We start from the raw sequence: 13,496 nt of genomic DNA, 5'->3' as shown, positions 1-13,496 counted from the left end.
ATTTATTGTGAGTGTATAAACACTAAGGCGATTGCCACGGGACAGACAAACTTAATATACCAAGGCCATATTTTCCAAAAAAGGCTATTATCAGCTTCTGGATAGCCATTTTTTATTTCTGTGAGCAAGTTGTTTCTTTGCCATATCCAGCCAACAAAAACACAACAAAACATACCAATCAGTGGCTGACCAAATTGTGTTGTTAAGCTCACGACAAAACCAAATAAATCACTAAAGTTAAAGATGATTGTGAAGCTAACGAAAGAGATAAGGGCACCAATCATCCAAGTGGCTTGCAAACGTGATAAAGCAAATCGTTCAACTGCGTAGGATACTGGTGCTTCCAACATGGAAATCGATGAAGTTAAAGCAGCAATACTCATAAGTGCAAAAAATGCAAACCCAACAAATAGCCCGACATCTCCCATACTATCGAATAGTGCTGGTAGCACTTGAAAGACTAAAGTGTCCTCAGATAAGAGTTGACCGTTAGCGCTGAATATTTCAACCCCTTGCGCTTGGGCTACATACATTGCCGGAATAATTAATAAGCCAGCAACAAATGCGATAAAGACATCAATAAGGGTTACATAAGCACCTAGAGAAACTAAGTTTTCTTGTCTGCTGATGTATGAGCCGTAGATGATCATCACACTTGTGCCAAGAGAGAGTGAGAAAAACGCTTGGCCAAGCGCACTTACTAGTAGCTCTGGGTCTAAAATTGATGAGAAATCTGGCACCAAGTATGCTTTTAAGCCCTCACTTGCCCCGTCTTGTATCAGAACATATGCTATCAGTAAAAATAAAATCCCTAAAAGTGCAGGCATAAGACGCTTGGACCATTTCTCTATTCCATTTTCAACGCCTTTGCTGATAATAGAAATGGTGAGTATCACAAATATAGAAGTAAATATTAAATCACGTGCAAGTGATTGGTTACTTAACCACACGGTGGCATCGGGCATATTTGCAAGTTTAGTAATGGGTTCTAAGGTTGCAGTAAACATCCACCCAGCAACAATGGCGTAAAAACTTAAAATTAACCCTGCGCAAATAATACCGCCAAACCCCACCGCGAATGCGAAACGTTTATTAAAAGCATTTTTAGAAAGTTTCTGTAATGAAGATACGGCATTAGCTTGGCCATGGCGGCCAATGACCAACTCAGCCATTAAAGCGGGGTAAGCTAAGCAAAATGCTAACACTAAATAAACTAATACAAATGCGGCCCCGCCATTACTAGCGGTTTGAGTAGGAAAGCCCCAAATATTACCTAAGCCCACAGCCGACCCAGCTGCTGCCATTATAAAACCAAAGCGAGAACTAAATTCTCCGCGCACACTGCTCATATTTTTATACTTCTCTATTTTTTACGGCGGCTGACAATCTACTGTAAATAATGACAAATAAAAAGCGCTAATTGTAATTAGAATGCCATGATCTAGCGCAGTTTTTCTTCAATTAAAGGGTTGTAACATTAAACCTCCAGAGCTTTGTAGGCACTTTAGGGATAAGTTATTTATTTTTCAGTTAATTAACAGCCAGCTATTATATATGTGTGATAATTACTTTACGCTGCTTACTAGGCTTTACAAGGTAAAATTAAAGTAAACTTGGCACCACCTAAAATATCAGATTGTGAGACTGTGGCGTGCCCATGGTGCCAATCAACGACTTTGGCGACAATAGCCAGACCTAACCCATAGCTCTTTTGTGCGCGATTACGGTGAGTTTGCTCCTGAAAGAATGGGTTAAATACTTTATGCCAGTTCTGTGGTGCAATACCAGGCCCATCATCTTCTATATGAATAAGTACGTTGTGTTCATCACTAACAACCCTAATTAACACTGAGTGCTCAGCAAAATCAGCTGCATTGGTTAGTAAGTTAGTTACCGCGCGTGCCAACCAGTGTAAATCGGCTTTAATAGATAGTGGATGCTCAACTTCGTGCTCAATGCGCAGTCCAGAGTTTTGAAATTTAGGCGCCACTTGCTCGGTTAAAGAGCTAAAATAATCGCCTGCACCAGTGACCTCAAACTTTAGTAAATGTGATTTTTGTTCTAGGGTGGCAAAAGATAGGTAGCTTGCTAGCATATCTTCCATTTGATCTAGGTCTTTTTCCATGCGTGATAATAGAGTATGTATTTTGCTCACATCTTGTTCGTCTAGCGCAGCGTCCAGACCGAATCGTAAACAAGCAACAGGTGTACGAATATCATGAGATAGACTAGAAGCCAGCAGTTTATTTTCAGCAAGAAGCTTTTCAATCTGGCTTGCCATGCGGTTAAAAGTGAGTTCTACATCTTTAATATAGGTGAACTTGTTTGTAGCAATGCGCGCACTGAAATTACCGCTGGCGAACTGCTTAGCAGCCTCAGTTAGTATGGATAAGCGCTTGGCCAGTGGCGAGAGAATAAACCACATGAATGTGCACACACCAGCGTAAAACAGTAAAGTTAAAAGCGCATCATTATCCTGACGTTCAGGTGGCTTTTCTAAGCGTAGTTCTAAGTAATCAGGCAGCAATGCTTGGTTGGTCTTGAGCAAATAGAAGCCTTGCTGGTCCTCAAGTACTAACCCTTTTTTTGTTAGCATTTGGGCTTTAAGCTCAGTAGGAACCGCGAGCATATTACCTTTTTTATAATTAATTGCTAACTCATAATCTGCACTTAAAGTCTGAATGTAAGTTGCACGTTGCTCGGGTGCTTGGCGTGCGGCTTGAATTGCTGCACCCGTTGCCAATGTACTTTGCCAGCCAAAGGTATCTTCTACTTCTAATGCTTGTTCACTAAAAATATCAATGAGCCAACCAAGTACGACAATTGAAACAAGGGCACTGGCAAGCAGGTAAAGGTAAAGTTTTCTCACATTGTGGCCTTTACCATGCGCTGGGTACCATTAAATAGCCTTTCCCCCAAATTGTTTTAATCTTTTCTGGGTGCTGTGGGTCGTCATCGAATTTTTTACGAAGTGCAGAAATGAGCACATCAACACTTCGGTCAAGCCCATCATATTCTCGTCCTTTGGTTGCTTTGAACACGGCGTCGCGAGAAACCACTTCGCCAGCATTAGAGGCTAAAAAGTGCAGGAGTAAATATTCAGCACTTGAGATATTGACTTCGCTACCTTGTAATAATACTTTACGTGCTTGAGTATCGATATTTAGGTTGCCAACACGTATTAAATTGTCATTGGTATTATTTGCCGTCGTTGCGTCATTTGATACGCGCAACATGGCTTTGATCCTTGCAAGCAAAGCTCTTGGTCGCACAGGCTTTATGACGTAGTCACTAGCACCGACCTCTAAACCAATTACTTCATCCATTTCTTCATCTTTTGCAGTAAGCATTACAATCGGTTTTTGATAGAATTGACGCAGTTCACGGCACACACTGATCCCATCTTGACCTGGCAGCATAACATCAAGTAAAACAATATCGGGATTGAGGGTTCTGACCATATTTACGACTTTATCGCCACGTTCGCATACATGTGTAGTATAACCTTGGTTATTTAAGTAATCGGCTACCCACTGAGCAAGAGATTCATCATCTTCTACTAGCAGAATCGTGCCATAATTATCCATTTTTAACTCCTGTTTATTAATTGTTCTAGTAATGATGCTCGCGGGATCACAAGGTTGTTACCAATTCTGCCTTAGTCATCCGCAACTGTCACTTTATAAAGTTAAACTGAACTTTAGGAAAAGTTAGTTAACCAAGTAAAATACTTAAAATATTGGATCTGAAAAAATTATTTCTCCAAGCTTAATTGAGTGCCGTTATAGTTATAATTTCGCAATACAGAAGTTCGCTGAGTTTCAAAATACATAACGTACTCCAAGTTTGGCTTTATGTTGATGGTTTTGGCGAACAATGGGGCTGTGGTAAATTTGCTTTGAAAACCAAGTTGACATCCACCCAGCTAAAAACACCCAGCGTTCGGCGATGGGGTATTCTGTGTGTAATTCATACACTAAGCTATATGCACCCTTAGGGTTATATGCTAGGCGTTCAATCGTTTGTTCATCTGGGGCGATACCAAAATAATAATCAGTAAAATCATTAGAGTATAGGTTAATGCCGATAGCTGTTCTAAAATCCCAATTTTGCCATGGTACTATTTTGCTAAAGAATGTACTTAATACCCAGCCATTGTGAGTACTACTAATATCTTGTAGTAACTCAAATGATAATTGATTGCCACCATAGCGTTTGCTTAAACGTAATCCTGCGGTAATATCAAATTGTCGTTCATTAATTCCTTTTAGCTCAGGTATTTGATTAGACCGGTATAAGTCAAAACCATTTTCACTAAAGCCATCTTGTGCTTGAGTTAAAATTAAATCTAACCCCCAATCGTATTTTTCTATTGCGCTGTAACCAAGCACCAGACCACCTGACAGTTGACTGCGATCTACATCAAAGTACCAATTGCCATAGTTTACATAGACATTTATATTCAGTAACTCGACGCCTTCTTGGTGGGCTTGTGAACCCACTAGGTATGAATCTTCAAACACATACCCAGCTCCAAAGCTAATATCAAAGACGAAATTTTCACTCGGCTTAAAAGTGTTATCTGCGTAAAGCCGATTACTTGCATGTACAGTATTGGATAGACAGAAAAGTAGCGTTACCAAACGGAGAGTTCGGGACATAATATTCACCAACCACATTGATGGTGAATATTATATTGATATGTGAGGCAGGGAACTGTAAAAAAGTGTCAACTAAAGCACGTTTATCTTATCAATCAATATTGTACTTAACGTTTGGTGCATTGCACTGCTAAGTGCACTCACTTCAGTTTCAGAACAAGCGCCAGCTGTTTTTTGCGGCTCGCTAATAGTGTGTTCTATTTGATATTTTGGTATTTCTACTGGTACTTTAGTACGCGCAATTCTGGCTTGTTCAGTATTTTGTTCTACGATAAATGAGATAATATCATGCTCATTTGCGATTTTTTCTTCTTTGGTATAGCTAAACTGTAGAGGAATACCTTGAAAACTTGCACTATCGATTGATGATTTAGCAAACCAAACAACATCGGATGAAGCGACATGTGTCAACCTCATACTTACACTGGCAATAATATTACTGCATTGATAGCTGGGTGCTTTTTGAGTAACCAATTCATAAAGCGCGTGTGAAGTTTTTGGCTTATTTAGTATATAGGTATTATTTGGACCGAATGTTAAATCTAGTTGATGTACATTTAGAACATAGTCAGCACTACTTTTAGAAACTACTTTCAGACCTTGTTGCTTCAATGTGTATACAAGGTGTGCGCGTAATGTATCAGTCATAGCAACTTTGTGATCAACAATACGCACGGTATTGTTTTTTTGGATAGGGTGAGCGGGCAGTTGCACAGACTTGATTCTGGCTGAGTCTAGTTCAGTACCGTAGCTGAGTTGGTAAACCTCTTTACTTAATATAGGCTTAGGCGGCACATTAAGTTTTGGTGCCATCTTTTTGGTCATCGAACAGCCAAAAGACAAAGCTAAAATAAAAAGTATAAGCAAAAAACGCATCCAAGTACCTCACGTTATAATTAAAGTCTTAATTGGCAATACAAATAACGGTTAACTTCGTGATAAACTTTCTTCAATTCGAGTTTATAGGGTCATTATGAAGTATTTAGTTATTGTTGTATTTTGGCTATTTACGACAAAAGTCCATGCATTAGAAGACGCAAAGCAGCAGTGGCACCAATTTTTGAACAGCTATTCTAAGCAAGTCGAGCGCAAACTGAAAGAAAAATCAATTCCAGGTGCTGCATTAAGTATTGTTCACGGTGAACTTGGCACATTAGCAAAGGGTTATGGCAATACTAAAGTGCGTAAAGGGCTGCCTGTTGATGAAAATACCCGTTTTCGGCTGGCATCTGTGTCAAAAACGTTCGCGGGCTCATTAAGTGCCAAACTTGCGAGCCAACATTACCTTCGATTAGATGATTATGTGAGTGATTACCTGCCATATATAAAAGATACAGATTATCATTCACTAAAAGTGTATCACTTACTCAGTCATTCAAGTGGCTTAGTGCCCAATGCTTACGATAATTTGATTGAATCGAGAATGCCCTATGAGCAAATTATTGAGCGTTTGATTAAAGTTAAGCGTATTTGCAAGCCGGGACAATGTTATGGTTATCAAAATGCGATGTTTAGTCTTATTTCAGACGTTATTTTGCACGCGACAGGGATGCCTTATGAGCGTTGGTTGCTGGAGTTTATTTTTAAACCATTGAAAATGAATGACGGTGGGGTGGGTATTGATAATATGCTAAAAGATAGTAATTATGCTTTACCTCATGTGTTGGGGCGAAAGCGTTGGCATACTGCCAAACTTAAACCCCACTATTATAAAGTTGCACCAGCGGCAGGTATCAATGCCAGTGCGCAAGATATGGTACAGTGGTTAAAAGCACAGCTAGGGCTATTTCCTCATGTATTATCTTTAGAGGCGCTGACGATACAAAGCCGCCCATATACATATACAAAAAGAGAACTTCGGCGTCGAATATGGCGCAATCACGTGAACGATGCATTTTACGGTTTAGGGTGGCGTATATACGATTATGATGGAGAATATATTATGTATCACAGTGGTTGGGTGCAGGGATATAGAACTGATATAGTCGTAATTCCAGCTTTAAACGTAGGTTTCAGCTTGCTACTTAATGCTGAGAGCGGCGCCATTAATCAATTAACGACGGATTTTATTTCACAAGTAATCAAAAAATATAAAATGGCGCCAAAGCAATAAACAATGGCGCACAAAGAAAGTAATTAACGTGGTAATTGAATTTTCTTTTCTTCACTTTGGCGATATAGCACGATGATATGACCGATAGTTTGCACTTTATAAGCGCCTGTTTCACGAACAATAGCATCAAAAATAAGCTGTTTTGTTTCGCGATCATTAGTCGGTACTTTTACCTTTATAAGTTCGTGAATGTTTAAAGATTGGTCAATTTCAACGAGTACGCCTTCGGTTAAACCATTCGCACCGAGTAAAACTACAGGTTTAAGTGGATGTGCTAACCCTTTAAGGTACTGCTTTTGTTTATTTGATAAAGTCATATTGGTACAATTTACTAAATATAGGCTTGAATTTTCATATTCTACCGCCATCTAGACAATATTACTAATGAGTTGCAGTTAATATGGCAAATAAAAAGCACTCAGCGAGCTCAAAGCGCTGGTTAAAGGAACATGTGGACGACCCATACGTTCATGAAGCACAAAAGCGTGGTTTTCGTTCTCGCGCAGTTTTTAAGCTAGAAGAAATTCAGCAGCGGGATAAACTCATTAAACCAGGTATGAGCGTAGTTGATTTGGGGGCAGCTCCCGGTAGTTGGTCGCAATACTTAGCAGAGCAAGTGGGTGAAAATGGGCAAGTTATTGCATGTGATATTCTACCTATGGACTCTTTGGCTGGTGTTGATTTTTTACAAGGTGACTTTCGTGAAGAGGCCGTGCTCAATACGTTATTAGAGCGCATTGGTGGTAAAAATATTGATGTTGTCTTTTCAGACATGGCTCCTAACATGAGCGGTAACATGTCCACAGATCAGGCTGGAAGTATGTACTTGGTCGAATTGGCGTTAGATATGTGCCATCAGGTGCTCGGCAAAAACGGTGCCTTTGCGGTGAAAGTTTTTCAGGGCGAAGGATTTGATCAGTTTGTGCAAGAGGTTCGTAAATGTTTTAACATAGTTAAAATCAGAAAACCAAAAGCCTCTCGCCCTCGTTCACGTGAAGTATATATAGTGGCGACAGGATACAAACTGTAGTACAGTTGAAGGGCACAAAAAATGAATTTAAATAATTTTGGATACAAGAGGTTAACCCCTTGAGCGATATGGCGAAGAACTTAATACTTTGGTTGGTGATAGCAGTAGTGCTTATGACCGTTTTTCAGAGTTTCAATAGCGGCGATTTAACAGATCGTCAAACCAGTTACACGCAGTTTGTTAAAGAAGTGCGAAGCGGCGCAGTGCGAGACGTTAACATCGATCGTTCATCCGGTACTATTACTGGAATGAAAGGAAATGGTGAGCGTTTTCAAACTATCATGCCAATGTATGACGAAGATCTTATCAATGATTTATTGAAAAATGATGTCAATGTCAAAGGTGTTGCTCCAGAAGAGCAATCATTCTTGGCTAACATTTTTATTTCTTGGTTCCCAATGTTACTACTTATTGGTGTGTGGATTTTCTTCATGCGTCAAATGCAAGGTGGCGGTGGAAAGGGCGCAATGTCATTTGGCAAGAGCAAAGCTCGTTTAATGAGTGAGGATCAAGTTAAAACAACATTCTCAGATGTTGCTGGCTGTGATGAAGCAAAAGAAGATGTCACAGAGTTAGTGGACTTCTTACGCGACCCATCAAAGTTCCAGAAATTAGGTGGTAGCATACCTAAAGGTGTGTTGATGGTTGGCCCTCCAGGAACAGGTAAAACCTTACTTGCTAAGGCGGTTGCCGGTGAAGCGAAAGTACCGTTTTTTACTATTTCTGGTTCAGACTTTGTTGAAATGTTTGTAGGTGTAGGTGCATCGCGTGTTCGTGACATGTTTGAGCAAGCTAAAAAAGCAGCACCTTGTATTATTTTTATTGACGAAATTGACGCGGTTGGACGTAAACGCGGTGCTGGTATGGGGGGAGGGCATGATGAACGTGAGCAAACCTTAAACCAGATGCTAGTAGAAATGGATGGCTTTGAAGGCAATGAAGGTATTATAGTAATTGCTGCAACCAACAGGCCTGACGTTTTAGATCCAGCTTTATTGCGCCCAGGTCGATTTGATCGTCAGGTTGTAGTTGGTTTGCCAGATATCCGTGGTCGTGAGCAAATATTGAATGTACACATGCGCAAAGTGCCACTAGATGATAATGTTGAAGCATCATTAATTGCACGAGGTACGCCTGGCTTTTCAGGTGCCGACCTTGCAAATTTAGTCAACGAAGCTGCCTTATTTGCTGCTCGTGGTAACAAACGAAAAGTAAGTATGGCCGAGTTTGATGCTGCAAAAGACAAAATCATGATGGGTGCTGAGCGTAAGTCAATGGTGATGAGCGAGCATGAAAAAGAAATGACTGCTTATCATGAGGCTGGGCATGCCATTGTAGGTCGCTTAGTGCCAGAGCATGATCCTGTTTATAAGGTTTCTATTATTCCTCGCGGTCGTGCCTTGGGTGTGACTATGTATTTACCTGAACAAGACCGTGTGAGCCATTCTAAAGAACATCTAGAGTCAATGCTTTCTAGTTTATATGGTGGTCGAATTGCAGAAGCGTTAATTTATGGCGAAGATAAAGTAACAACAGGTGCAAGTAATGACATTGAACGTGCAACTGATATCGCCAAAAAAATGGTTATGCAGTGGGGATTAAGTAGTAAGCTTGGACCGCAAATGTATCTTGAAGAGCAAGGTGAAATGTACATGGGCAGTGGTTCGCATAGAACTGCTGGTATGTCAGATGAGACTGCAAAGTTAATTGACTCTGAGATTAAAGACTTTGTTACTCGCAACTATGACCGCGCAGAGCAAATTTTAAAAGATAATATGGATATCTTGCATAGCATGAAAGATGCATTAATGAAGTTCGAAACGATTGATGCGGGTCAGATTGATGATTTGATGACGCGCTCAGAAGTTAGGCCTCCACGTGATGCACATGACCGCAAGCCGGAAAGTAAATCTGACAAAACAGCTGAAAAGTCATCATCAGATGAGGAAAAAAAGGCTGCAGATGACTCTCAGACCCCTTCAGAGCTTGATGATAGGCCTGAATAACGGTTAAAATAGCACTATATTGCAAAGCCCCGCGATGTCGGGGCTTTTTCATATCCGCTAAATTGAATTATCGCGATGATGTTGTTTCGCATAATTGTTAATTTGCCAAGCAAAGTGCTTTGGCACTAACTAATATTACTCTGAGCTGAGTAAAACAATGATAACTACAATCCGTTTACCTAGAGGCCGCACACTTTGCCTCGATACGCCCCAGATTATGGGGATCGTCAATGTAACTCCTGATTCTTTTTCAGATGGTGGTGCTTATTATCAGAGTGACATCGCTGTCAAACAGGCTTTATCCTTAATTCAACAAGGTGCGACAATACTAGATATTGGTGGTGAATCTACACGCCCTGGTGCGCCAGATGTTGCTTGCGATCAAGAGTTGCAGCGTGTGATACCCGTGATAGAGGGTATACGTCGCTATAGCGACTGTATTATTTCTGTTGATACCAGTAAAGCACAAGTGATGCAACAGGCGATCAAAGCTGGCGCAGATATTATAAATGATGTTAGGGCCTTACAGGAACCAGATGCATTGCAAGTGGTGGCTGCTTACCCAGATGTGCCAATATGCTTAATGCACATGCAAGGCCAACCACGTACGATGCAAAAAAAGCCAACTTATAATGAATTAATTTTAGATATTAAGGCGTTTTTCAGCGAACGGCTGCTAGTTTGTAACAAATACGGTATCGATAAAGAGCGCATTATACTCGACCCGGGTTTTGGCTTTGGTAAAGACTTATCCCACAATTTTGAGTTGTTGGGTAACTTTGGCGCTTTTAAGTCTTTCAAACTGCCATTATTAGCAGGGCTTTCTCGAAAGTCTATGTTTGGTAATTTACTAAATAGAGAAACCAGTGAGCGGCTTGCTGCGAGTTTAGCGGGGGCGTTGTTGTGTGCACAGCAGGGTGCGCACATCTTACGGGTTCATGATGTTCAACAAACTGCTGACGTGCTTACTGTATGGCACGCAGCGCGTAATGGAGTAACCATATGACAACTAGAAAATATTTTGGTACAGATGGAGTGAGAGGTTTGGTTGGGCAATACCCAATTACACCAGAGTTTGCGCTGAAATTAGGTTGGGCTGCTGGTAAAGTTTTATCGAAAACTGGCACAAAAAAAGTAATTATAGGTAAAGATACGCGTATTTCTGGTTACTTATTAGAAACCTCTTTAGAGGCGGGTTTAATTGCTGCTGGTATTGATGTGGTGCTACTAGGCCCTATGCCAACCCCTGCTGTAGCATATTTAACACAAACTTTTAGAGCAGAAGCGGGTATTGTGATCAGCGCGTCACATAATCCGTATCATGATAATGGCATTAAATTTTTTAGTGGTAACGGGTTAAAGCTAGCCGATAGTGTTGAACTTGAAATTGAAGCTATGATGGATGAGGAAATGACCTGTGTTGCCTCAGAGAAATTAGGTAAAGCGCGTCGTCTTGAAAATGCTGATGGCCGTTATATTGAGTTTTGTAAAAGCCAATTTCCTAAAGACTTATCTCTTGAAGGTTTAAAGATTGTATTGGATTGTGCAAATGGTGCCACTTATCACATTGCACCCGCAGTTATGCGTGAATTGGGGGCGACCGTAATTTGCCATGCATGCGAGCCAAACGGGTTAAATATTAATCATGAATGTGGTGCAACACATGTTGATAGTCTTAAGCGTCAAGTATTAGAACACCAAGCTGATGTAGGTATTGCGTACGATGGTGATGGCGACCGTGTCATGATGGTGGACCACAATGGTCACGTATTTGATGGTGACGATATCGTCTATATTATTGCCTGTTTAGCGCATGCGAATGACACATTAAATGGTGGCGTTGTGGGTACGGTCATGTCTAATATGGGACTTGAAAATGCGCTCAAGGCAAGAGGAATAGATTTTGTAAGAAGTAAAGTAGGTGATCGTTATGTCATGGAGCTACTTAATCAAAATGGCTGGACCATTGGTGGTGAAAGCTCTGGACATATACTGAATCTTGGCCTTATTTGCACAGGTGACGGTATTATCTCTAGTTTACAAGTATTGGCTGCCATGGTGTCACAGAACAAAACATTGCAGGACTTGGGTAGTGGTTTTACAAAATATCCAATGAAAATGATCAATGTTCGCTACAAGACTAATAATGATCCAACCGAGCAGGACATTGTTAAGCAAGCCGTTGTAGAGGTAGAGCAAGAATTAGCGGGTAAAGGTAGAGTGTTACTGAGAAAGTCGGGAACAGAACCTGTGATCAGAGTTATGGTTGAAGCCGAACAAGAGAAGCAAGTTATCGACTTTGCAACTAAAATTGCTGAAGTTGTTGAATCTGTGAGCAATTAATCTTATTTTTTATTTTATTTCTTGTAAATCAGGGTGAGGCAAGTTAGTATCTCACCCGCTTTCTGATGCGGAGTATCGTATGGCACAGCGTAAGCCTATTGTTGCAGGTAACTGGAAGATGAATGGCTCTGTGGAGTTAGTATCTCAAGTGTGTGATGAAGTTAAAAAGTATAGTAATTCAAATGTGGATGTTATTATATTTCCTCCCGCATTATTGCTTAGTGAAGTGTTAAGTGAAAATGTTGAGGCCGGAACTCAAACTATTTCAGAGTTTGACTCAGGTGCTTTTACTGGAGAGATTCATGCACAACTAGCTAAACAGCTAGGTGCAAAATACACTTTAGTTGGTCACTCTGAAAGACGGAGTATTTTCAAAGAATCAGATCAGCAAGTAGCTGATAAGTTTGCTAAAGCTCAAGAATTTGGCTTAATACCAATATTATGTGTTGGTGAAACAGAATCTGAACGTGAAGCTGGCAAAACAGAACAAGTTGTTGCCAAGCAAATAAAAGCAGTTATTAGCAAATTAGGTATAGCGGCATTAAATGATTCTGTGATAGCATACGAGCCCGTTTGGGCTATCGGAACTGGTAAAACAGCTTCTCCAGAACAAGCGCAAGCGGTACACAAGTTTATTCGCGACATGCTCATAGCTTATGATGAGCAAGTTGCTAACGCACTGCGTATCCTTTATGGTGGCAGTGTTAATGAAAAGAATAGTGAATTATTATTTGCACAGGCAGATATTGACGGCGGTTTAATCGGCGGAGCGAGTCTGAAAAAAGATGCTTTTGCGAGTATCTGTAAAAGTGCAGTAGGGAACGTATAAAATGTACGAAATATTATTGGTTGTTTACTTAATTGTTGCCTTAGCACTTGTTGGTATGGTGCTAGTTCAACAAGGTAAAGGTGCGGATATGGGTTCGTCGTTTGGTGCAGGCGCATCAGCGACAGTATTTGGCTCATCGGGTGCAGGTAATTTTATGACAAAAACTACAACCGTTTTAGCGACTGTATTTTTTGTTTTAAGTATTGTTTTGGGTAACCTCACCGCAGGTCAAATTAAAAAGACCGACGAGTGGGAGAATCTTGAAGCACCGGCTGCATCAACTGTAGCACCCGCAGCGTCAGACGTACCTGCGTCATCTGATAATGATAATACATCAGATGTGCCAAATTAATAGAGTAGTAGCCTTAAGTTACTCGGCTGTTTGATTCCTCAATCAAATGTCATGTCGAAATAAAGCGGATGTGGTGGAATTGGTAGACACGCTACCTTGAGGGGGTAGTGCTTTCGGGCGTGGGGGTTCAAGTCCCCCCATCCGCACCAAATATAAAAAAAA

General features: G+C 40.6%; 13 protein-coding genes and 1 tRNA gene. 8 read left to right on the top strand and 6 right to left on the bottom strand.

The features are described 5' to 3' along the window. Nucleotides 1-2: 2 nt before the first annotated feature. The 5 genes from SANK73390_RS13745 to SANK73390_RS13725 form a co-directional block, all read right to left on the bottom strand. Nucleotides 3-1,349, bottom strand: coding sequence for a sodium-dependent transporter (locus SANK73390_RS13745; RefSeq protein ID WP_462766591.1), 1,347 nt, complete (start codon nucleotides 1,347-1,349; stop codon nucleotides 3-5). Between the two features lie 233 nt (nucleotides 1,350-1,582). Beyond that, on the bottom strand, nucleotides 1,583-2,869 hold the full coding sequence (locus SANK73390_RS13740) for a sensor histidine kinase (RefSeq protein WP_462766590.1): 1,287 nt from the start codon (nucleotides 2,867-2,869) through the stop codon (nucleotides 1,583-1,585). A gap of 10 nt (nucleotides 2,870-2,879) precedes the next feature. Beyond that, on the bottom strand, nucleotides 2,880-3,587 hold the full coding sequence (locus tag SANK73390_RS13735) for a response regulator (protein WP_462766588.1): 708 nt from the start codon (nucleotides 3,585-3,587) through the stop codon (nucleotides 2,880-2,882). Between the two features lie 234 nt (nucleotides 3,588-3,821). Continuing rightward, nucleotides 3,822-4,661, bottom strand: coding sequence for a MipA/OmpV family protein (locus SANK73390_RS13730; protein ID WP_462766587.1), 840 nt, complete (start codon nucleotides 4,659-4,661; stop codon nucleotides 3,822-3,824). Between the two features lie 72 nt (nucleotides 4,662-4,733). Then, nucleotides 4,734-5,486: a hypothetical protein gene (locus SANK73390_RS13725; RefSeq protein WP_462766586.1), complete on the bottom strand. Its 753-nt coding sequence runs from the start codon at nucleotides 5,484-5,486 to the stop codon at nucleotides 4,734-4,736. Nucleotides 5,487-5,634: 148 nt separating this feature from the next. On the opposite strand from SANK73390_RS13725, the gene SANK73390_RS13720 reads away from it, so the two are divergent. Further along, nucleotides 5,635-6,774, top strand: coding sequence for a serine hydrolase domain-containing protein (locus SANK73390_RS13720; RefSeq protein WP_462766585.1), 1,140 nt, complete (start codon nucleotides 5,635-5,637; stop codon nucleotides 6,772-6,774). Between the two features lie 23 nt (nucleotides 6,775-6,797). Here the strand turns inward: SANK73390_RS13720 and yhbY are convergent, their stop codons facing one another. Further along, nucleotides 6,798-7,091, bottom strand: a complete 294-nt coding sequence (gene yhbY / locus SANK73390_RS13715; RefSeq protein ID WP_261592243.1) for a ribosome assembly RNA-binding protein YhbY — start codon at nucleotides 7,089-7,091, stop codon at nucleotides 6,798-6,800. 83 nt (nucleotides 7,092-7,174) lie between these two features. On the opposite strand from yhbY, the gene rlmE reads away from it, so the two are divergent. From rlmE to SANK73390_RS13680, 7 genes are all read left to right on the top strand, one after another. Beyond that, complete coding sequence (gene rlmE / locus SANK73390_RS13710; RefSeq protein WP_462766583.1) at nucleotides 7,175-7,804, top strand: 23S rRNA (uridine(2552)-2'-O)-methyltransferase RlmE; 630 nt, start codon at nucleotides 7,175-7,177, stop codon at nucleotides 7,802-7,804. 68 nt (nucleotides 7,805-7,872) lie between these two features. Then, nucleotides 7,873-9,810, top strand: coding sequence for an ATP-dependent zinc metalloprotease FtsH (gene ftsH, locus SANK73390_RS13705; RefSeq protein WP_462766582.1), 1,938 nt, complete (start codon nucleotides 7,873-7,875; stop codon nucleotides 9,808-9,810). A gap of 157 nt (nucleotides 9,811-9,967) precedes the next feature. Then, on the top strand, nucleotides 9,968-10,816 hold the full coding sequence (folP, locus tag SANK73390_RS13700; RefSeq protein ID WP_462766581.1) for a dihydropteroate synthase: 849 nt from the start codon (nucleotides 9,968-9,970) through the stop codon (nucleotides 10,814-10,816). Continuing rightward, the gene (gene glmM / locus SANK73390_RS13695; RefSeq protein ID WP_462766580.1) at nucleotides 10,813-12,153 is read left to right on the top strand and encodes a phosphoglucosamine mutase; all 1,341 of its coding nucleotides are present in this window, start codon (nucleotides 10,813-10,815) and stop codon (nucleotides 12,151-12,153) included. The genes folP and glmM overlap by 4 nt, the downstream gene beginning before the upstream one ends. Nucleotides 12,154-12,232: 79 nt before the next feature. After that, a complete protein-coding gene (gene tpiA, locus SANK73390_RS13690; protein WP_261592247.1) occupies nucleotides 12,233-12,982 on the top strand; it encodes a triose-phosphate isomerase in 750 nt (249 codons plus the stop codon). A 1-nt stretch (nucleotide 12,983) separates the two neighbouring features. After that, complete coding sequence (secG, locus tag SANK73390_RS13685; protein ID WP_462766578.1) at nucleotides 12,984-13,334, top strand: preprotein translocase subunit SecG; 351 nt, start codon at nucleotides 12,984-12,986, stop codon at nucleotides 13,332-13,334. Between the two features lie 64 nt (nucleotides 13,335-13,398). Next, nucleotides 13,399-13,483, top strand: a tRNA-Leu gene (locus SANK73390_RS13680). Nucleotides 13,484-13,496: the final 13 nt, after the last annotated feature.

The sequence above is a fragment of the Pseudoalteromonas sp. SANK 73390 genome (assembly GCF_054966645.1).
The sequence above is the reverse complement of the archived record's forward strand: the minus strand, read 5'-3'. Positions and strand labels throughout refer to the sequence as shown.

What these genes read in the sequence shown, in the direction of transcription:
- SANK73390_RS13730 (WP_462766587.1), bottom strand. Translation starts at nt 4,661, where the DNA reads ATGTCCCGAACTCTCCGTTTGGTAACGCTACTTTTCTGTCTATCCAAT.
- SANK73390_RS13735 (WP_462766588.1), bottom strand. Translation starts at nt 3,587, where the DNA reads ATGGATAATTATGGCACGATTCTGCTAGTAGAAGATGATGAATCTCTT.
- folP (WP_462766581.1), top strand. Translation starts at nt 9,968, where the DNA reads ATGATAACTACAATCCGTTTACCTAGAGGCCGCACACTTTGCCTCGAT.
- secG (WP_462766578.1), top strand. Translation starts at nt 12,984, where the DNA reads ATGTACGAAATATTATTGGTTGTTTACTTAATTGTTGCCTTAGCACTT.
- glmM (WP_462766580.1), top strand. Translation starts at nt 10,813, where the DNA reads ATGACAACTAGAAAATATTTTGGTACAGATGGAGTGAGAGGTTTGGTT.
- SANK73390_RS13720 (WP_462766585.1), top strand. Translation starts at nt 5,635, where the DNA reads ATGAAGTATTTAGTTATTGTTGTATTTTGGCTATTTACGACAAAAGTC.
- SANK73390_RS13745 (WP_462766591.1), bottom strand. Translation starts at nt 1,349, where the DNA reads ATGAGCAGTGTGCGCGGAGAATTTAGTTCTCGCTTTGGTTTTATAATG.
- yhbY (WP_261592243.1), bottom strand. Translation starts at nt 7,091, where the DNA reads ATGACTTTATCAAATAAACAAAAGCAGTACCTTAAAGGGTTAGCACAT.
- rlmE (WP_462766583.1), top strand. Translation starts at nt 7,175, where the DNA reads ATGGCAAATAAAAAGCACTCAGCGAGCTCAAAGCGCTGGTTAAAGGAA.
- ftsH (WP_462766582.1), top strand. Translation starts at nt 7,873, where the DNA reads ATGGCGAAGAACTTAATACTTTGGTTGGTGATAGCAGTAGTGCTTATG.
- tpiA (WP_261592247.1), top strand. Translation starts at nt 12,233, where the DNA reads ATGGCACAGCGTAAGCCTATTGTTGCAGGTAACTGGAAGATGAATGGC.
- SANK73390_RS13725 (WP_462766586.1), bottom strand. Translation starts at nt 5,486, where the DNA reads ATGACCAAAAAGATGGCACCAAAACTTAATGTGCCGCCTAAGCCTATA.